Origin of the sequence: Aeromonas sp. D3, assembly GCF_027705025.1 — a bacterium.
GTDB lineage: Bacteria > Pseudomonadota > Gammaproteobacteria > Enterobacterales > Aeromonadaceae > Aeromonas > Aeromonas salmonicida.
The window spans coordinates 1-17,480 of record NZ_JAPDBE010000024.1 but is presented as its reverse complement, the minus strand read 5'-3'; the positions used below and the strand labels follow the sequence as shown (position 1 = coordinate 17,480).

Genomic DNA, 17,480 nt, shown 5'->3' with positions numbered 1-17,480 from the left:
CGTGCCTAGCGGCGGGCGCCGTGTCGGGCGATGCCGTGATCCATGTTGATCTCCCTTAATGGCAGGAAGAACATCAGATAGCGCAAGGCCACATAGCCGACGATCAGGGTGGCGGCACCCAGTTCGAAGTGGGCCAGCAGATTGACCTGCTCCACATAGTGGGTTGCTTGTGGCCACTGCGCCAGCAGGTGGCTTACCTTGAACAGGGCGGTGGCACCTATCACCAGCGGGAAGGTGAAGGCGGCATACCCCGGTGAAAACGGCAGGCGCAACAACTTGATAAACGCCAGATAGATGATGCAGGTCATCAGGATGGCGATCCCCAGCAGCACGGCCACCAGCAACAAGGAAGGATCCTCGGTCACAGTCAGATAACCGGCGAGTGACAGACTGGCAGGGGCTGCCAGAATGGCGATGGTCGGCTTGGCGGCATCCGGTACTTCATGGCTGAAGATGAGGCGATAGAGCATCAGCGGCAACATCAGGCCGTAGCAGAGCATACCGAACCAGAGCAGGCCGTCGGCCAGCGCGGCAAACTGGCCACCCGGAAAGGCCACGTCAGCCACTATGATGCCCACCGGCGGCACAAACCAGCTCGGCACCATGTGATGGATCTCGAACTGCTTGACCCTGTGCCAGACAAACGTGGCCAGAAACAGCAGATGCAGCACAACGGCAAACAACCAGAGCCCCTCGCCCAGACCGGGGGCCAGCATGCCGACCGCCTTGGAGACCACCATGGTGGCCATGGCATAGGTAGGCACAACGCTGCCCACCACAGGGTGAGCCAGATCCTGCCACAGCAGGCGTGGATGAAGCAGAAACTTGAAGGTGAGGATCACCAGCAGCACGGCGGCAACGGCGGCGCCCAGCAGTTGCAGGCGACCATCGAACTGGCCGGCGTTTTCCCAGCACCAACCGAGACTGGCGATCCCGAGTGCCAGGCCCGCCATGGGGGTCGGTGCCGCGGCTAGGGATTGACGAGTTCTTGCGATCATGGCTGAAACCTCTTGTGAGAGACGATGAGCATAGGATAAAGCGCCGCTATCGTTTACGATATCTAAATGAATTGAATCAATTGTTCGGGTAAACCAAACATGAAACTGACCCTGCAACAACTCAAGGTCTTCGCCACCATAGCCCGCTACGGCAATCTGGGACTGGCCGCCAACGAGCTCTGCCTGAGCAAGGGCGCCGTGTCCCAGTCATTGCAGGAGCTGGAGCGTCAGCTCGCCACCCCCTTGTTTGATCGCATTCACCCCAGATTGCAGCTCAATAACGAGGGGCGCTTGCTGCAACCGGCCGCCGAAGAGCTGCTGACCCGGATGCAGGATATTGAAACCCTGTTCAGCCCGGATGCAGAGCCAAGCGGCCAGCTGCGCCTGGGAGCGAGCCAGACCATAGGCAACTACCTGCTCCCCACCCTGCTGGCCAGCAGCAAGCAGGAGCTGGGCCTGCCACCCAGGGTCACCATCACCAACACCCATCAGCTTTGCCATCTGCTGGCCAACTTCGAGCTGGATCTGGCCTTGATAGAGGGACAGAACCACCATGCTGATCTGGTGAGTGAACCCTGGCTCAATGACGAGATGCTGATCGTGGCTCATCCCGATCATCCCCTCGCCCGGCGCAGTCGTCTGTCGCTCAGCCAGCTGAGCGATGAAACCTGGGTGCTGCGCGAGCCACAGTCAGGCAGCCGCGAGCAATTCGAGCAACAGATCCAGCCCGGGCTGCCTCGCTGGCAGGCAGGGCTGGAGCTCAACACCCTGGAGGCCGTGATGCTGGCGGTTGAAAAGGGGCTGGGGATCTCCTTCATCTCCCGCCTGGCGGTGTCGGATCGGTTGCAGGCCGGTCGTCTGGTGGCCTTCTCCCTTGCCCGGCATTTTCCCCGCCAGCTCTCCCTCATCTGGCACCGGCAGAAATACCACTCCGCCACCCTGCGCCGCTTTCTGCAGTTTTGCCGCGCACAAGAGGGAGCCCTGCCTCAACCCCTGGCGGACATAACCACTCGGACAAAAGCGCAATGAGATGATCGGGCTCGATGATCGCGCCCGCTCATCTGGCTTCCCCTTGCGCAGACAAAAAAAAGAGAGGGCGCCCAAGCGCCCTCTCTGTCCATCCGTTATCAGGGTGCGGGTTGCAAACCGCGCTCGACCCACCCCAGCACTTGTCTGGTCAGGGCCTGCGGCACCCAGGGGGAATCCCTCAATCCCTGCCTGACACAGGCGGCGAAATGATCCGCCTCGTGCTGCATGCCACCGCCCGCTACCTGTGCCTCTATGTCTCCCGGCCAGGCAGGCAAGGGATCCCCCGTGACCCAGCGTACCTGCTGGGGGTTCCACCACTTGCCGACCAGTTGCAGGGCCCAGCCCTCACCGCCCAGATACGCCGCCTTGTCGAGATCCTGGACAATGGAGGCATCCAGCTCGGCCGCGAGGGTGCCGGCAAAGCGGAAGCTGGCGGCCTCGTCCACCTCGCCCGTCTGGCGGGAAAGAGCGACCTGCGGCTCACCCGCAGCCAGCCCCAGCTGGTGACAGATGGCAGCGTAGAGCCAGAGCGGATAGACACCCACATCCCAGGCAGCGCCCCCGGCCAAGGCGGGATCAAACAGTTTGCCGGATCTCTCCTGCACCGAGCCGAAGGCCGCCTGCAGCCGATTGGGGGCAGACAAGGCGCCGAGTCGCCGCAGCAATTCGCGCATGGCGGGGAAGCACATCACCTTCATGGCCTCCATCAGCAGCAGGCCACGGGCCTGGGCGAGCTGCACCAGCGCATCCCAATCTGCTACTTGAGTCACCGCCGGTTTTTCCACCAGCACGTGCTTGCCCGCCAGCAACATCTGCTTGATCAGGTCGGCGTGCTCCGGGTGGATCACCACCACATAGACGGCCTCCACCTCGGTGCTTGCCGCCAGCGCCTGGTAGCTGCCATAGGCAAGGGGCAATCCCTGCTCCTCGGCAAAGTCCCGGGCCCGCGTCTGATCACGGGCGGCGATCGCCACCACCTGTCCCAGACTCGCGTGCTCATTCACGTCCTTGCAAAAGCGACGGGCAATGGCCCCCGCCCCGGCAATGCCCCAGCGCAGTGGCCGCGCGTGTGGATCTTCTTGCATCATCATTGCTCCTTATGCGGTGGCCGCGGCGCTTTACGCCTTTGCCAGACTGCGTAGCCAACTGATCTCGTCGCCCCAGATCGTCTCGTCTATGGTCTCCAGGATCAGCGGAATGCCGTCGAAACGCTCGTCATTCATGATGTGGTGGAATACCGCCTCCCCCAGATTGCCTTCACGCAAGCTGTGATGGCGGTCGACCCGGCTGCCGAAGGTGCACTTGGCGCCGTTGATGTGCATACCCTTGAGATACTGGAAGCCGACGATGCGATCGAAATCGGCAAACACCTGAGCGCAGGACTCAGGGGTGCGCAAGTCATAACCGGCGGCGAAGGCGTGGCAAGTATCGAAGCAGATACCGACCCGACTCTTGTCCTCCACCCCGTCGATGAGGGTGGCCAGGTGTTCGAACGACCAGCCGAGGTTGGTGCCCTGCCCGGCTGTGTTCTCTATCACGGCCGTCACCCCCTGGCTGCGCTCCAGCGCCCAGTTGATGGATTCGCTCACCAGTCTAAGGCTGGCCGCTTCCGGGATCTGTTTGAGGTGGCTGCCAGGGTGGAAGTTCAGGTAGCAAAGTCCCAGCTGCTCGCAGCGCTTTATCTCATCGAGAAACGCATCGCGAGACTTGGCCAGGCCGTCGGGATCGGGATGGCCCAGATTGATGAGGTAACTGTCGTGGGGCAGGATCTGCTCCGGGCGAAAACCGGCTTTCTCGCACGCCAGTTTGAAGGCTCGGATACTGGCCTCGGACAGCGGCGCCGCCTGCCACTGGCGCTGGTTCTTGGTAAACAGGGCGAAGGCGTTGGCACCGATGGCCTGGGCGCGGGCTATGGTGTTCTCCACCCCGCCGGCGGCACTGACGTGGGCTCCGATATATTTCATGAGATCTCCTCTGCTCTGTGAGAGCGCCATTATGCCTATCTGCCCCGCCCGCGCCAAACCGGGATCTTCGATGATCACTTTCGATTACCACTATAGAGAGCCCGACCAGAGCATCGGACCACAGATGTCGTGCATGACAGAGGAAGGCGCCCCGTCACTGGCCGCTCGACAATGCCGGGGCAGGTTCACTGGCGAGCGCCGTCTCCAGCACACCGCCCAGCCAGTGAATGAAGGCCTGCACCCTGGGCGAGAGCTGACGACGATGGGCATAGAGGGCATGAATGGGCAAGGGAGGCGCCTGCCACTGGGGCAACACCATGACCAGTTCCCCACTGGCGAGCAGTGCCTCTACCCCGACTCGCGGCATCTGGATGATCCCGAGCCCCGCCAGCGCCGCGGCCAGATAGGTTTCGCTGTCGTTCACAGTGAGGGCGCCGGCCATCGCCAGCACGGCGCGGGTGCCATCGGCCTGCAAGTACTCGAACCCGGCCTCTCTGTCCCCCGGCACGGCGCCATAGTGGACCAGTCGGTGCCCCGCCAGGTCGGTCAAGGTCTGTGGAATACCATGGCGGGCCAGATAGGTGGCGCTGGCGCAGTTGAGCTGGCAGTAGTGGCCCAGGGGGCGGGCGACCAGACTCGAAGATTCCAGCTCCCCTACCCGTACTACACAGTCGAAGCCTTCGCGCACCAGATCGACACGCCGATCCGTGCTGCTCAGCATCAGTTGCAAGTCAGGGTGGGCCGCCAGAAAGGCAGGCAGCGCCGGTATGACCAGATGACGCGCCATCCGGCTTGGCATGTCCACCCGCAGCTGGCCGCTGAGTTGCCCATGCGGCCGAAACAGCCCATTGAACTCCTCCATGTCGGCCAGCAACGCCTGACAGCGGGCGTAGCAGAGCTGGCCATCCGTGGTCAGTTGCACCCGCCTGGTAGTGCGATGAAGCAAGCGGGCTCCCAGCTGCTCCTCCAGCCGTCGAATGGCCGTGGAGAGCGTCGCCTTGGGCATGCTCATCTGCTCGGCGCTGCGGGTGAAGCTCTCAAGCTCGGCCACCCGCATAAACATTCTCATCGCATCCAGTTGATCCATGGCGTCATTGTCACTTTAAACGGAACAGTGCATCTATTATTACCTTCTTTATCCATAATGTATGCACCAATAGAGTGGCACTAGCGGCTCGTCTCGAGCCCGCCCCCACCCCATTGACAGGAGTCGTACCATGACCCGTTCCATCGCTCTCATCACAGGCGCCAGCCGTGGCCTCGGCAAACACTCGGCCCAGGCCCTCGCCGCCAAAGGCGTCGACCTCATCATCACCTACCGCAGCCAGGCCGAAGAGGCGGCTGCCGTGGTGGCGCAGGCCAATGCGCTCGGCGTGAAGGCGCATGCCCTGCCGCTCGATGTGGCCGACAGTGCCTCCTTCACCGCCTTCGCGGCTGAGGTACGACAGTTGCTGCAACGGGAGTGGCGACGCGATCGGTTCGACTTTCTGGTCAACAATGCCGGCATCGGCATCCACGCCAGCTTCGAGCAAACTACGGAGCAGCAGTTCGATACCCTCATGAACATTCACCTCAAGGGGACCTTCTTCCTGACCCAGCAGCTGTTGCCCCTGATCCGAGATGGCGGGCGCATCATCAACCTCTCGACCGGCCTCACCCGTTTCGCGCTGCCCGGTTACGCCGCCTATGCAGCCATGAAGGGAGGAATAGAGGTGCTGACCCGCTATCTGGCCAAGGAGCTGGGCCCGCGCGGGATCGCCGTCAATGTGGTGGCACCCGGTGCCATCGAGACTGATTTTGGCGGGGGTGTGGTGCGGGACAACCAGGCGGTCAACGATTTCATCGCCAGCCAGACCGCGCTCGGGCGAGTCGGTCAGCCCGACGACATAGGCGGCGTGATAGCGGCCCTGCTCTCGGATGACAATCATTGGGTCAATGCCCAGCGCATCGAGGCCTCGGGGGGCATGTTCATCTAGCGAACCACCCCATCACTGGGCGGGAAAACGGCCATGCAAAAGGCCCTGCCTCACGGCAGGGCCTTTTCGTATGACAAGACCAGGGGATGCGTTAAAGCGCCTTGCCACCCGAACTGATGACTGACTGATACCAGTAGAAACTGTCTTTCTTGATGCGGCGCAAGGAGTTGACGTGCTGCTCATCCCTGTCGATATAGACGAAGCCGTAACGCTTCTGGTAGCCGTTGAGCCAGCTCAAGATGTCGGTGAACGACCAGGCGCAGTAACCAATCAGCTCAACCCCGTCCTGCAGCGCCTGCTGACAGGCAACGAGATGGCTCTTGAGGTAGGCGATGCGATAGGCATCGTGCACGCTGTCGTCCTCTTCCAGCTGGTCAAACTCCCCCAGCCCGTTCTCGGTGATCATCAGCGGCAGCCCGTAGCGGGACGAGAGGCGGCGCAGGGCGATACGCATCCCGGTCGGGTCTATGGCCCAGTCCCAGTTGCTGGTCTCAAGATGCGGATTGGACGCCGTCTTGTAGAGGCCAGGAATGCCGCTCGAAGGGGTGGTGCCCTTCTGCCCCGTGGTATTGATGCGCTGCAAGGTCTGGCCGCCGAGGGGGTTGTCGGTATAGGTCAGGGTGTAGTAGTAGTTGACCCCTATGTAATCCGGTGTGCCTTCCCGCAGCAGCTCCAGATCCCCTGGCAGTATCTCGGGTGCCTCGCCGTTTTCCCGCAAGTAAGCGAGCGCCGCCTGGGGGTAGCGGCCAAAGCAGTAAGCATCCAGCCACCAGTAGTTGGTGAACTCCTCGGCATTTTCAAACGCCAGCATGTCTTTGGGATCGCACGACGCCGGATAGGCGGGCGAGTAGGCAAAGCTCGGGCCGATCAGGCCGTTTGGCACGTGCTGACGAAACGCCTTGATCACCCTGGCATTGGCCAGCAAAGCGATGTGGTTGGCGGCGAAGAAGCGCTTTCTGTCCTGCACGGCAGGCGGATGGGTGCCGAGCTGGTAGGCATTGGTCAGGTTGTAGTTCTGCTCGTTGAGGGACACCCAGTACTTCACCTTGCCCGCAAAGCGCTGATACAGGGTCACGCAGTAGCGTTCGAAATCCTCGATGACGCGTCTGTCTTCCCAGCCGCCGTATTCATCCTGCAGCGCCTGGGGCAAGTCCCAGTGATAGAGGGTCAGCACTGGCTCGATCTGGTGGGCCAGCAGGGTATCGATCAGCTTCTCGTAAAATGCCAGACCGGCCTCGTTCACCTCACCCCGGCCGGTCGGGTAGATGCGCGGCCAGCTCACCGAGAAGCGGTAGGCCTTGAGCCCCATTTCGGCCATCAGTGCCACGTCCTCTTCGATGCGATGGTAGTGATCGACGGCCACGTCACCGTTGCTGCCCTCAAAGGTCTTGCCAGGCAACTTGGTGAAGAGGTCCCACACCGAGGGCCCTTTGCCATCCGTGTTCCAGGCCCCTTCTACCTGATAGGCGGCAGAGGCGGCGCCCCACAGGAAATCCTTGGGGAAATCGTTGAGCTTGTGGTGATGCATCTGGCTTTTCTCCTGCTGCGATGATGGTGCAGGCCATCTCGAATGAACCGGCGCGCTATATTGACTGCGATTGACTGCGCCCCAAATGAATTGGCATAAGCATCGAACAGTTCTAAAATTCCGTCCAATGACAAATTTAACCACTCAACATTCCTGGCAGGAATGAAAGGAGTCAGGATGGAGCTCAGAGATCTGAAAGCCTTCGTTACCCTGGGGGAAGTGCTGCACTTCGGTCAGGCAGCGGTGCGCCAGCACGTCACCCAGTCGGCCCTGAGCAAGCAGATAAAACGGCTGGAGGAGGAGCTTGGCGGCGAGCTGTTCGAGCGCAATGCCAGTACCACCCGGCTCACAGTGCTGGGGCGGGCGCTCTATGCAGATGCCAGCGCCCTGGTGGCGGCCAGCGAGCAACTCGGCCGCACTGCCCGCGATGTGCTGGCAGGTAATAGCGGCACCTTGCGCATCGGCTTTGGCGTTGCTACCAAGATACTGGTGCCCGCCGCCATCGCCCGCTTTCGCGCCGAGCGGCAGCAGGTGACCATAGAGCTCAATGATCTCTCCACCCATCACCAACTGCTGGCCCTGAGCGAAGGGCGACTGGATCTCGGTTTCTGCCGCCTGCCCGCCCCCAAGGGGTGGCACTGCCTGCCCGTGGTGCAGGCCCACTTTGTCGCCGTGCTGCCCGCCAGTTACAGCGGCATGAGCGAGCTGGCGGATCTGGTGGACAAACCGCTGGCAATCCTGCGCCGGGACAAGGCGCCCTCGTTTTACGATCACTTGATGAACTACCTGGCCCAAAGTGGATTGCGGTTTCGCGATATCCAGTATGTGAACGACTTCGCCGCCGGGGTGGCCACCGCCGCTGCCGGTATCGCCTGGACCCTGGTGCCCTCCTCCACCACCATAGAGCACCCGGATGTGCTCACCCTGCCTCTCACCGAGCGCGAAGCGAGCTGGACCATAGGCCTTATCCGCCCGCCCCACAGCAAGGGCCCGCTCATCGACGCCTTCTGGCAGGTTGTCTCCCCCATGAGCGAGCTGAAGTCAGAGCTGTACTAGTCCTGCGCCTGCGGCACTGACAGCACGGCTGTTGACGGCCCCTCATCCGCCGACTCTGGACACAATGGTCAGGGATCGAAATAAATAGGCAAATAAATCAACAGCTCCCCTGCTGAATATATGAACTTACCTGCTGTTTGTATGAAGAATTATGCTGCCAAAAATTTTCTGTGAACCAGCTCCCGCCGCTAAAAAAAGAAGCCTCTACTCTTGGTTGGCACAATAAACAATTTGGCTCAGCCCTGTTTATTTAAAAACGCATCACAAAGGAGTGTCATATGTATAAAAAGATGAAGCTGGCGGGAATTATCAGTGCAGTCTTGCTCTCGGGAACTGTTTATTCTGCCGACATGACGGTGGGGTTCTCTCAAATTGGTTCCGAGTCTGGCTGGCGGGCAGCTGAAACCTCGGTGGCCAAGACAGAAGCAGAGAAACGTGGCATCACACTGAAAATTGCAGATGCCCAGCAAAAACAGGAGAACCAGATCAAGGCCATTCGCTCATTCATCGCCCAGGGTGTGGATGCCATCTTTATTGCCCCCGTCGTCCAGACTGGTTGGGAACCCGTGCTGCAAGAAGCCAAAGAGGCGGATATTCCCGTCTTCCTGCTGGATCGCAATATTACCGTGAAAGATGACTCGCTCTTCATGACGGGCGTCGCCGCAGACAGCGTGCATGAAGGGGCTGTAGCTGCAGACTGGCTGGTCAGACAACTCGATGGAAAAGCCTGCAATGTCGTTGAGTTACAAGGCACTGTTGGCGCCAGCGTGGCACTGGATCGCAAAAAAGGCTTCCTCGATACCGTGGCCAAAGTACCCACCATCAAGATCATCCGGACCCAATCAGGCGACTTTACTCGCAGCAAGGGCAAAGAGGTCATGGAGAGCTTTATCAAGGCCGAGAATAATGGCAAGAATATTTGCGCCGTCTATGCCCATAACGACGACATGGCCATCGGTGCCATTCAGGCGATTAAAGAGGCCGGACTGAAACCGGGTAAAGACATCAAAATCATTTCAATTGATGGCGTGCCGGATATATTCAAGGCGATGATCGCCGGTGAAGCCAATGCCTCGGTGGAATTGACACCGAACATGGCAGGCCCCGCCTTTGACGCGCTACTGGCTTATAAAAAAGATGGCAGCCTGCCCCCCAAACACATCAAGACAGCGTCGATTCTGTTCCAGCCTGACAGTGCACAGGCCCAGCTCGACATGAAAAAGAGCATGGGTTACTAAGTCACGCCCGTCGTGAGCTAGTCCTTTTAATAGCCGGCCATATAAGTACAACCTCTTATATGGCTGGCTATACCGGAGTGCCTATTTTCATGCCAGATAACCATCATGAACTCATATTAAACGCCACCGGGATCTGCAAGACATTTCCCGGGGTTCGCGCGCTGCACCAGGTGGATTTCTCATTGCGTCGGGGAGAGATAATGGCGTTGCTCGGCGAAAATGGGGCGGGCAAATCCACCCTGGTAAAAACCCTCACCGGGGTTTATCAAGGTGATGCGGGTCGCATCGAGCTGGATGGCGCCCTGATAGCCCCCACGGACACGGCCCACGCCCAGCGTTTGGGGATTGGCACCGTCTATCAGGAGGTCAACCTGCTCCCCAATATGTCGGTGACCGACAATCTGTTCATCGGCCATGAACCCCGTCGGCTTGGCCTCATCGATCGGGCCAGCATGTCACGGCAAGCCAGTGCCATCATGGCCAGCCACGGTTTCGAAATGGACGTCTCGCTGCCACTGGGACACTACTCGGTCGCCATGCAGCAGATTGTCGCCATCGCAAGGGCCATCTCGTTGTCAGCGAAGATCCTGATCCTGGATGAACCGACGGCGAGCCTGGATACCAGCGAAGTGCAGATGCTGTTTTCCATCATGCGCAGCTTGAGAGACAAGGGCGTCAGCCTGATTTTCATCACCCATTTTCTCGACCAGGTCTACGACATCAGCGATCGCATCACTGTGCTGCGCAATGGCGAGCTGGTCGGCACCCGTGAAACCGCCACACTGCCGCAGCTGGACTTGGTCAAGATGATGCTGGGGCGCGAGCTGGCCGATAATGCGCTCCAGCGTGCGGGCAAAACCCTGCGCAGCAACCACCCCACAGTGTCATTCAAACACTATGGCAAGAAAGGGGTGATAGCCCCTTTCAGCCTGGACGTCATGCCGGGGGAGATAGTCGGTCTGGCTGGCTTGCTGGGGTCGGGTCGTACTGAAACCGCCGAGCTGATGTTTGGCATTCAGCCCAGCGACAGTGGCGTATGCCGGGTGCGCGGCAAGGTCACCTCAATCCGCTCCGCTCGCCAGGCCGCCGCCAGCGGCTTTGGCTTTTGCCCGGAGGATCGCAAGAATGCCGGCATCATCGCCTCGGCCTCGGTGCGAGAGAACATGGTGCTGGCCCTGCAAGCCCAGCGGGGCTGGCTGCATCCCCTGTCACGCAAGGAGCAGGACGAGATCACGGCGCGCTTCATTGAACAGCTGGCGATCAAGACCCCGGGGCCGGAGCAGCCGATCCAGTTCTTGTCAGGGGGCAACCAGCAGAAGGTGCTGCTGGCCCGCTGGCTGCTGACCAAACCGCAGTTCCTGATCCTGGACGAACCCACCCGGGGCATAGATGTGGGGGCCCATGCCGAGATCATCCGCCTGATCGAATCACTCTGTGCCAATGGCCTGGCGCTGCTGGTCATCTCATCGGAGCTGGAGGAGCTGGTGAGTTATGCCGATCGGGTGATCGTATTGCGAGACAGAAAACAGGTGGCAGAGCTGGCGACCGATGCGCTTTCTGTCCCTGCCATCATGAACGCCATTGCCATGTGAGGCCTGATATGACGTCATCCATACTACCCATCCCCATCCGGCGAGCGCAGGCCAGCCGGTATTTGCCCACAGGCACGGCGCAATGCGTGGCCCTGCTCTGCGTGCTGCTCATCAACGCCCTGGTCGCCGACAATTTTTTCGCCATCCATATTCAGGATGGCCGCCTGTTCGGCAGCCTGATCGACATTCTCAACCGCTGCGCCCCTGTGGCCCTGCTCTCCCTTGGCATGACACTGGTGATTGCCACTGGCGGCATCGACCTGTCGGTGGGTGCCGTGATGGCGATCAGCGGCGCAACCATGGCAAGCATGGCAAGCATGGCTACCGGCGACCACAGCATTCCCGTCATTCTGTGCTCCGTGCTCGGGGTCGGGCTCTTATGCGGCTTGTGGAATGGGGTGCTGGTCGCCGTCTTCAAGATCCAGCCCATAGTGGCAACCCTGATCCTGATGGTGGCGGGTCGCGGTATCGCCCAGCTCATCACGCAGGGGCAGATCATCACCTTCAACAACGAGGCCCTGGCCTGGCTCGGCAGCGGGTCACTCTTTTATCTTCCTACCCCTGTCATCATCACCCTGGGGGCGGCGCTGCTCATCTGGTTGTTGACCAAGCGCACCGCGCTCGGGCTCTTCATCGAAGCCGTGGGGATCAACATCAAGGCGGCCAACAATGCCGGCCTCAATACTCCCATGGTGGTGATCGCCACCTATCTGCTGAGTGGCATGCTGGCTGCCGTCGCCGGCATGATAGTGGCGGCCGACATCAGGGGAGCTGATGCCAACAATGCCGGCCTCTGGCTGGAGATGGATGCCATTCTGGCGGTGGTGATAGGGGGAACCTCACTGATGGGAGGACGCTTCAACCTCGCACTCTCCCTGGTCGGCATACTGATCATTCAAGGGGTGAACACCGGCATTCTGCTCTCCGGCTATCAGCCCCAGTGGAATCAAATCGTCAAGGCCATGGTGGTGCTGGCGGTGCTCGTCATGCAATCCCCGGCACTCAATCACCTGTTTTCCCGAGGGGCTCGCCATGTTTAAACGCAATCTTCCCTTGATGGTGACCATCATGGTGTTTCTGGTCGGGTATCTGGTGTGCCTTGCCTCCTTTCCCGCCTTTTTATCTACCCGCATCATTTGCAACATACTGACGGACAATGCCTTTCTTGGCATAGTGGCCGTGGGCATGACCTTCGTGATCCTCTCGGGCGGCATCGATCTGTCGGTGGGCGCCGTGATCGCATTTACCGGGGTCTTGCTCGCCAAGTTGATTGGCGATCTGGGGGTAAGCCCCTATCTGGCCATCCCCCTGGTCATGATGCTGGGAGCCAGTTTTGGTGCCCTCATGGGCTGGCTGATCGATACCCTGAAGATCCCGGCCTTTATCATCACGCTGGCGGGCATGTTCTTTCTGCGGGGGGCAAGCTTCCTCATTTCGGAACAATCCCTGCCCATCGATCATCCGACCTTTACCTACCTGTCGAGTCTGTCATGGAAGATGGCGGGCGGTGGGCGCTTGAGCCTGCTGGCCCTGATCATGCTGGCGGTGGTGTTACTTGGCATGCTGCTCGCCAATCGAACCCGCTTTGGCAACAACGTCTATGCCATCGGCGGCAATGCCACCTCGGCGGCCTTGATGGGGATCTCGGTGCGCCACACCACTATCCGCATCTATCTGCTCTCCACCACGCTGGCGACCCTGGCGGGCATCGTGTTTGCGCTCTATACCTCGGCGGGCTATCCGCTTGCCGCCGTCGGGGTCGAGCTCGATGCCATCGCCGCCGTGGTGATTGGCGGTACCTTGCTCAGTGGTGGCGTAGGCACCGTCTTTGGCTCGCTGTTTGGCGTCTTGATCCAGGGATTGATCCAGACCTATATCAACTTCGACGGCACCCTCAGCTCCTGGTGGACCAAGATCATCATAGGCCTGCTGCTGTTTTGCTTCATCGCCCTGCAGCGCATGCTCATCGTATTTTCGGAAAATCGAAAAACCAACAAACCAGGGCTTTTCAAGCGGCAGGCCTCCATCGAGAGTGCCCCCAGATAATGGCGTGGAGTGAGAACGTATCTCCTTGTTACTCGCTCAGTGCGATGCAATTGCGGCCAGCCAATTTGGCGTGATAGAGGGCGGCATCCGCCTGTTGCACCAGTTCAATGGCTGATTGGGTGGTGGAGGGCTGCAAACTGGTCACCCCGAAACTGACGGTCACTATCCCCAGCGGCGAGTCAGCCCGTGGCAAGGCCAGTGTCAGGATGAGACGGTGAAGATGCTGCGCCGTGTCAAACGCCGCCTGCATGTTCATGTTGGGCAACAGGATGACGAACTCCTCACCGCCGTAGCGGGCCACCAGCTCCCCTGCCCTGCGCCCGGACTGTGACAACGCCTGGGCCAGCGCCCGCAGACAGCTGTCCCCGGCCAGATGACCATAGTGATCGTTGAATTGCTTGAAGTGATCGATGTCGAGCATGATCAAGGCCAGTGGAATGCCGCTGCGCAACCCGCGGTTCCACTCCTGCTGCAGGATGTGATCGAACAGGCGTCGATTGCCAATGTTGGTCAGGGCATCTGTGTTACTCAGGATTTCCAACTGCCGGTTGGCTTCGGCCAACTCATGAGTGCGGATCTCAATGATGCGTTCCAGTTCGAGGTTGCGCTCGCACAAGCGCGCCACGGGATAGACTTCACTATCCTGTGCCAACCCGTAGGGAAGCGAGATCCCACTATGGGCGATTTTCCACTCGCCCTCTTCGTGGCGGAAGATCAACACCAGCCTGGCCGTCTCCCGCGACAAGATATGGTCAGGTATGGGCAGATGAATGTGGAAAAAACCGGTCGCGACGACCACATCGTCTGCCAAATCTTGCAATGACAGATCCAGCATTTCGATATGGATCCGCTCGGGGATTTGTGCGAAATCTTTGCGAGTGATGCGTATCCACTCCTCCCGGTCGGTGACAAGCTGGTCACTACTGCCTGCATAGCCACTGAAATTGTCACTAAACCGGGTAACAAGACGGACATCACGTGCCGAATACATTTCTATGTATTCATCAAACAATGAACGAATAAGACACTGACGTTCAACCCGCATAGACTTGCTCCGCTCACGGCACTGGGCCACCGTCTTAAATATGACAGGTGAAACGGAACCCGACTAGCCAAGCGATCGTAGCCAGATCTCATAATGAGCAAATCATCAAATATCAAACTTGACATCAAATTCAAATGCGTCTCTAAAAGAGACGTCGCGATTCAATTAGCGCCAAACTCATTCACTGGAGGCGGGCCACCAGACTCGAGGCTCCCAGCACGCCCACCCGTACTACGCAGTCAAAGCCTTCGCGCACCAGATCGACCCACCATAGGTCGTTGAAGCAATCGGCCGCCACCTGACACCCTTCATCACCACCGGATGGCAGGAAAAATCCCGGGAAAATGCAGCATCAATAGATATAAAAATGCTCCCGGAACAGGAGCATAAATTCAACGTTCGCCTCGCTATCAAACTGACCAAGACATATTTACATGGTGATCAGCGTGCCCTTTTCGACCAGGGGAAGATCACATAACAAGATCCGCCCCGGGGCATATTCAGGGGCCAAGTTATTGGATTAGGCAACTTGGATAGTGACTGTCACTGCCTTATTTCAAACGCAGATCATTTTTGACAGAGGTGACACCGTTGACACCTTTGGCGACAACAACGGCTTTATTGATATTGGCGCTGTCTTTAACAAAACCACTCAACTGTACGACACCTTTAAAGGTCTCTACATTGATCTCGGATGATTTCAGGTCCGGATCATTGAAGATAGCTGTGACAACCTTGGTAGTAATCACAGAGTCATCCAAGTATTCACCTGTGCCCGCTTTATTTTTAGTTGATGCACAACCGACCGCAGTGACCAGAACGGCGATAGCCAACAGAATTGAAAAGCGATTTGTAGTTTTCATTTAATGTTTACTCCAAATAGTGTTAAACATTTCAAATTAAAAACTGAAATGTATGCTTCATTAGAACATGGTGTCTGTGAGTGCCAGAACTCTGTATAGCGTTACTGTGAATAACGATAACCACACACTCACGCTTGTCGAGCCAAGCAGCCAGCACCTTATTGATTGGCATGCTACATTATAATTTACGGCTATATCATCTTGTCGTCTGTGCGCTAAGGAGGGTGCGAATAAGCACCCTCCACAACGAAACTGAAAAAATTAGTTTATTAAATTCAAATACTTACAAAGGCGCATTTTTATGTTTGGTGACTTATTCGCACCTTCCCTAATTTATCTACCGTTTGATGGGAGCGTTCGCTCAAACTATCCAGCGCAGGATGGACTGTCTTGGATGCACTGTCGACAGCGTCATGCAACCTCTTGCTGGTATCGTCAACCGAATCAGAAACACTTTCGCCTGACATGACTTGCTTTTGTTCACTCATCATTACTCTCCCGTTCAATATGACAAAGGGCGGATGAAATAATCACGATCCGACCTGACAACATGATACTTGGTGAAAGGACACCAGCCATGAATTGAAATATTACCTGGCGGTGTTACATAAGACACGGGGCAACGCAGGAGTGAATGGATAAACACTATTCAGGGAGGCTCTTTTCAGCCCGCCACCTCCCTGTCACTACGCTATGAAATTGACTGTAAATATATTCCTTGTCACTCAAAATCATAATCCTGCCAATCAGGCTAGTCTGTACGGTAGAGCACATAAAATGCCCTTGTTTAGTCCTCATCACGTATATATATTTCTCTATGTGCGATAGCGCACATATGGAAGGTAAACAATCTGTGACTATGATAGGCTGGTGAATGTTTTGTTTAACATTTGGAATATGTATGACTGATAATTATCATCCCCAGCAGAATCACCTGCTGGCTGCGCTATCAGCTGACACATATAGCAGATTGCATCCCCATCTTGAGCTGATGAACTTTCCTTTAGGCATGGTGCTTTATGAATCAGGTGATACGCTTCACCATGTTTATTTTCCTCTCGACTGCATCGTTTCACTCTTGTACGTGATGAAAAGCGGTGCATCTGCCGAAATTGCCGTCGTCGGTAATGAAGGATTGATCGGTGTCGCGCTGTTTATGGGCGGAGAAAGCACCACTAATCGTGCCATTGTGCAAAGCGCAGGTTACGCCTACCGCATGAAAGGACAGCTGTTGAAGACCGAGTTCAATGTCCACGGCGATTTGTTGCATCTGATGCTGCGTTACACTCAGTCCTTGTTGACTCAGATGGCACAAACGGCGGTTTGCAATCGCCATCACTCCATTGATCAGCAACTGTGCCGCTGGCTGTTGCTATCGCTGGACAGATTGCCCAGCAACCAGTTGACGATGACTCAGGAATTGATTGCCAATATGCTGGGTGTTCGCCGTGAAGGCGTCACCGAGGCGGCAGGGAAACTGCAAAAACTGGGCGTCATCGAATATCGTCGGGGCCAAATCACTGTGCTGGATCGTCCCAAACTCGAGCGATTAAGCTGTGAATGCTACTCGGTGGTGAAGACAGAAACCGAACGCCTGCTCCCCTATATGCACTCGTCAACCAAGTCAGTGCCAATACCCAAGTCCCTTGAGCGCGTCACTCATAGCGGCTGACGACTGGGTCAGACGTGCATAAGGTTGCCTGGTACCTGAGAGGGCTTTTTTAGTCCTTCATAACGGCCGCTGTAGGCATCGCCTTGGCAAGTGAGCCAGAAACACATGAGATAACCCAGGCTAGCACGGCACAAACCAAGGAGAGCGCTGGCTTTAACGCTCCAACATCCCCTTCATGTCGAGCATGACTCGGCTGTTGTTATGTAATGAAGGTTCCCTCGACACAACCAGCGTCACGCTGTATTGGCTGTGTTTGACATGGAAGAAGAACATCACCACATGACACCAGATAAAAAAACGCCCTTCACAGAAGGGCGTTTTGGTTGAGGCATGTCGGTAATTAGATGCGGACCGGCTCTTTTTTCTTCTGCAGAGCGAAGTGAATCGCCCCTGGTTTTCTAGGGAAGGTGCGAACAAGTCCCTGATATGAGATCATGTTTGTCATCTGGAGCCATGGAACAGGGTTCATCATG

At 57.8% G+C, this 17,480-nt stretch carries 15 protein-coding genes; 8 read left to right on the top strand and 7 right to left on the bottom strand.

Annotated elements, in window-relative coordinates:
• Positions 1–5 precede the first annotated feature (5 nt).
• Positions 6–998 carry a TDT family transporter gene (locus OKC28_RS14285; RefSeq protein WP_017412087.1) on the bottom strand — a complete coding sequence of 331 codons (993 nt, stop codon included), beginning with the start codon at positions 996–998 and terminating at the stop codon, positions 6–8.
• A 99-nt stretch (positions 999–1,097) separates the two neighbouring features.
• Here OKC28_RS14285 and OKC28_RS14280 point away from each other — a divergent pair, with 99 nt between their 5' ends.
• A complete protein-coding gene (locus OKC28_RS14280) occupies positions 1,098–2,027 on the top strand; it encodes a LysR substrate-binding domain-containing protein (protein WP_021139285.1) in 930 nt (309 codons plus the stop codon).
• 98 nt (positions 2,028–2,125) lie between these two features.
• Here the strand turns inward: OKC28_RS14280 and OKC28_RS14275 are convergent, their stop codons facing one another.
• The 3 genes from OKC28_RS14275 to OKC28_RS14265 form a co-directional block, all read right to left on the bottom strand.
• Complete coding sequence (locus OKC28_RS14275) at positions 2,126–3,118, bottom strand: Gfo/Idh/MocA family protein (RefSeq protein WP_270689896.1); 993 nt, start codon at positions 3,116–3,118, stop codon at positions 2,126–2,128.
• Between the two features lie 27 nt (positions 3,119–3,145).
• On the bottom strand, positions 3,146–3,991 hold the full coding sequence (nfo, locus tag OKC28_RS14270; protein WP_021139287.1) for a deoxyribonuclease IV: 846 nt from the start codon (positions 3,989–3,991) through the stop codon (positions 3,146–3,148).
• A gap of 154 nt (positions 3,992–4,145) precedes the next feature.
• Positions 4,146–5,078 carry a LysR family transcriptional regulator gene (locus tag OKC28_RS14265; protein WP_034523746.1) on the bottom strand — a complete coding sequence of 311 codons (933 nt, stop codon included), beginning with the start codon at positions 5,076–5,078 and terminating at the stop codon, positions 4,146–4,148.
• Between the two features lie 130 nt (positions 5,079–5,208).
• On the opposite strand from OKC28_RS14265, the gene OKC28_RS14260 reads away from it, so the two are divergent.
• Positions 5,209–5,967 (top strand): SDR family NAD(P)-dependent oxidoreductase, encoded by a 759-nt coding sequence (locus tag OKC28_RS14260; RefSeq protein WP_270689893.1) that lies wholly within the window; start codon positions 5,209–5,211, stop codon positions 5,965–5,967.
• Positions 5,968–6,058: 91 nt separating this feature from the next.
• On the opposite strand, the gene OKC28_RS14255 is transcribed toward OKC28_RS14260, so the two are convergent.
• Complete coding sequence (locus OKC28_RS14255) at positions 6,059–7,495, bottom strand: glycoside hydrolase family 1 protein (protein ID WP_021139290.1); 1,437 nt, start codon at positions 7,493–7,495, stop codon at positions 6,059–6,061.
• 177 nt (positions 7,496–7,672) lie between these two features.
• Between OKC28_RS14255 and OKC28_RS14250 the strand changes: the two genes are divergently transcribed.
• The 5 genes from OKC28_RS14250 to yjfF all read left to right on the top strand — a co-directional run bounded on the left by OKC28_RS14250 (position 7,673) and on the right by yjfF (position 13,427).
• Positions 7,673–8,551: a LysR family transcriptional regulator gene (locus OKC28_RS14250; protein ID WP_021139291.1), complete on the top strand. Its 879-nt coding sequence runs from the start codon at positions 7,673–7,675 to the stop codon at positions 8,549–8,551.
• 290 nt (positions 8,552–8,841) lie between these two features.
• Positions 8,842–9,789, top strand: a complete 948-nt coding sequence (gene ytfQ / locus OKC28_RS14245; protein ID WP_270689890.1) for a galactofuranose ABC transporter, galactofuranose-binding protein YtfQ — start codon at positions 8,842–8,844, stop codon at positions 9,787–9,789.
• A 59-nt stretch (positions 9,790–9,848) separates the two neighbouring features.
• Positions 9,849–11,381 (top strand): sugar ABC transporter ATP-binding protein, encoded by a 1,533-nt coding sequence (locus OKC28_RS14240; RefSeq protein ID WP_333562740.1) that lies wholly within the window; start codon positions 9,849–9,851, stop codon positions 11,379–11,381.
• A gap of 8 nt (positions 11,382–11,389) precedes the next feature.
• Positions 11,390–12,421, top strand: a complete 1,032-nt coding sequence (ytfT, locus tag OKC28_RS14235; protein ID WP_270689887.1) for a galactofuranose ABC transporter, ATP-binding protein YtfT — start codon at positions 11,390–11,392, stop codon at positions 12,419–12,421.
• Positions 12,414–13,427, top strand: coding sequence for a galactofuranose ABC transporter, permease protein YjfF (gene yjfF, locus OKC28_RS14230; protein ID WP_219592590.1), 1,014 nt, complete (start codon positions 12,414–12,416; stop codon positions 13,425–13,427). The genes ytfT and yjfF overlap by 8 nt, the downstream gene beginning before the upstream one ends.
• Positions 13,428–13,455: 28 nt before the next feature.
• Here the strand turns inward: yjfF and OKC28_RS14225 are convergent, their stop codons facing one another.
• Both OKC28_RS14225 and OKC28_RS14220 read right to left on the bottom strand, forming a co-directional pair.
• Positions 13,456–14,472, bottom strand: a complete 1,017-nt coding sequence (locus OKC28_RS14225) for a GGDEF domain-containing protein (RefSeq protein ID WP_265178752.1) — start codon at positions 14,470–14,472, stop codon at positions 13,456–13,458.
• Between the two features lie 551 nt (positions 14,473–15,023).
• Positions 15,024–15,335, bottom strand: coding sequence for a BON domain-containing protein (locus tag OKC28_RS14220; RefSeq protein ID WP_021139298.1), 312 nt, complete (start codon positions 15,333–15,335; stop codon positions 15,024–15,026).
• A 901-nt stretch (positions 15,336–16,236) separates the two neighbouring features.
• Between OKC28_RS14220 and OKC28_RS14215 the strand changes: the two genes are divergently transcribed.
• Positions 16,237–17,007, top strand: coding sequence for a Crp/Fnr family transcriptional regulator (locus tag OKC28_RS14215; protein WP_099993388.1), 771 nt, complete (start codon positions 16,237–16,239; stop codon positions 17,005–17,007).
• Positions 17,008–17,480 lie beyond the last annotated feature (473 nt).

Excerpts from the sequence above, each read along its gene's own strand:
- OKC28_RS14285 (WP_017412087.1), bottom strand. The coding sequence starts at position 998 with ATGATCGCAAGAACTCGTCAATCCCTAGCCGCGGCACCGACCCCCATG.
- OKC28_RS14280 (WP_021139285.1), top strand. The coding sequence starts at position 1,098 with ATGAAACTGACCCTGCAACAACTCAAGGTCTTCGCCACCATAGCCCGC.
- OKC28_RS14275 (WP_270689896.1), bottom strand. The coding sequence starts at position 3,118 with ATGATGATGCAAGAAGATCCACACGCGCGGCCACTGCGCTGGGGCATT.
- nfo (WP_021139287.1), bottom strand. The coding sequence starts at position 3,991 with ATGAAATATATCGGAGCCCACGTCAGTGCCGCCGGCGGGGTGGAGAAC.
- OKC28_RS14265 (WP_034523746.1), bottom strand. The coding sequence starts at position 5,078 with ATGGATCAACTGGATGCGATGAGAATGTTTATGCGGGTGGCCGAGCTT.
- OKC28_RS14260 (WP_270689893.1), top strand. The coding sequence starts at position 5,209 with ATGACCCGTTCCATCGCTCTCATCACAGGCGCCAGCCGTGGCCTCGGC.
- OKC28_RS14255 (WP_021139290.1), bottom strand. The coding sequence starts at position 7,495 with ATGCATCACCACAAGCTCAACGATTTCCCCAAGGATTTCCTGTGGGGC.
- OKC28_RS14250 (WP_021139291.1), top strand. The coding sequence starts at position 7,673 with ATGGAGCTCAGAGATCTGAAAGCCTTCGTTACCCTGGGGGAAGTGCTG.
- ytfQ (WP_270689890.1), top strand. The coding sequence starts at position 8,842 with ATGAAGCTGGCGGGAATTATCAGTGCAGTCTTGCTCTCGGGAACTGTT.
- OKC28_RS14240 (WP_333562740.1), top strand. The coding sequence starts at position 9,849 with ATGGCTGGCTATACCGGAGTGCCTATTTTCATGCCAGATAACCATCAT.
- ytfT (WP_270689887.1), top strand. The coding sequence starts at position 11,390 with ATGACGTCATCCATACTACCCATCCCCATCCGGCGAGCGCAGGCCAGC.
- yjfF (WP_219592590.1), top strand. The coding sequence starts at position 12,414 with ATGTTTAAACGCAATCTTCCCTTGATGGTGACCATCATGGTGTTTCTG.
- OKC28_RS14225 (WP_265178752.1), bottom strand. The coding sequence starts at position 14,472 with ATGCGGGTTGAACGTCAGTGTCTTATTCGTTCATTGTTTGATGAATAC.
- OKC28_RS14220 (WP_021139298.1), bottom strand. The coding sequence starts at position 15,335 with ATGAAAACTACAAATCGCTTTTCAATTCTGTTGGCTATCGCCGTTCTG.
- OKC28_RS14215 (WP_099993388.1), top strand. The coding sequence starts at position 16,237 with ATGACTGATAATTATCATCCCCAGCAGAATCACCTGCTGGCTGCGCTA.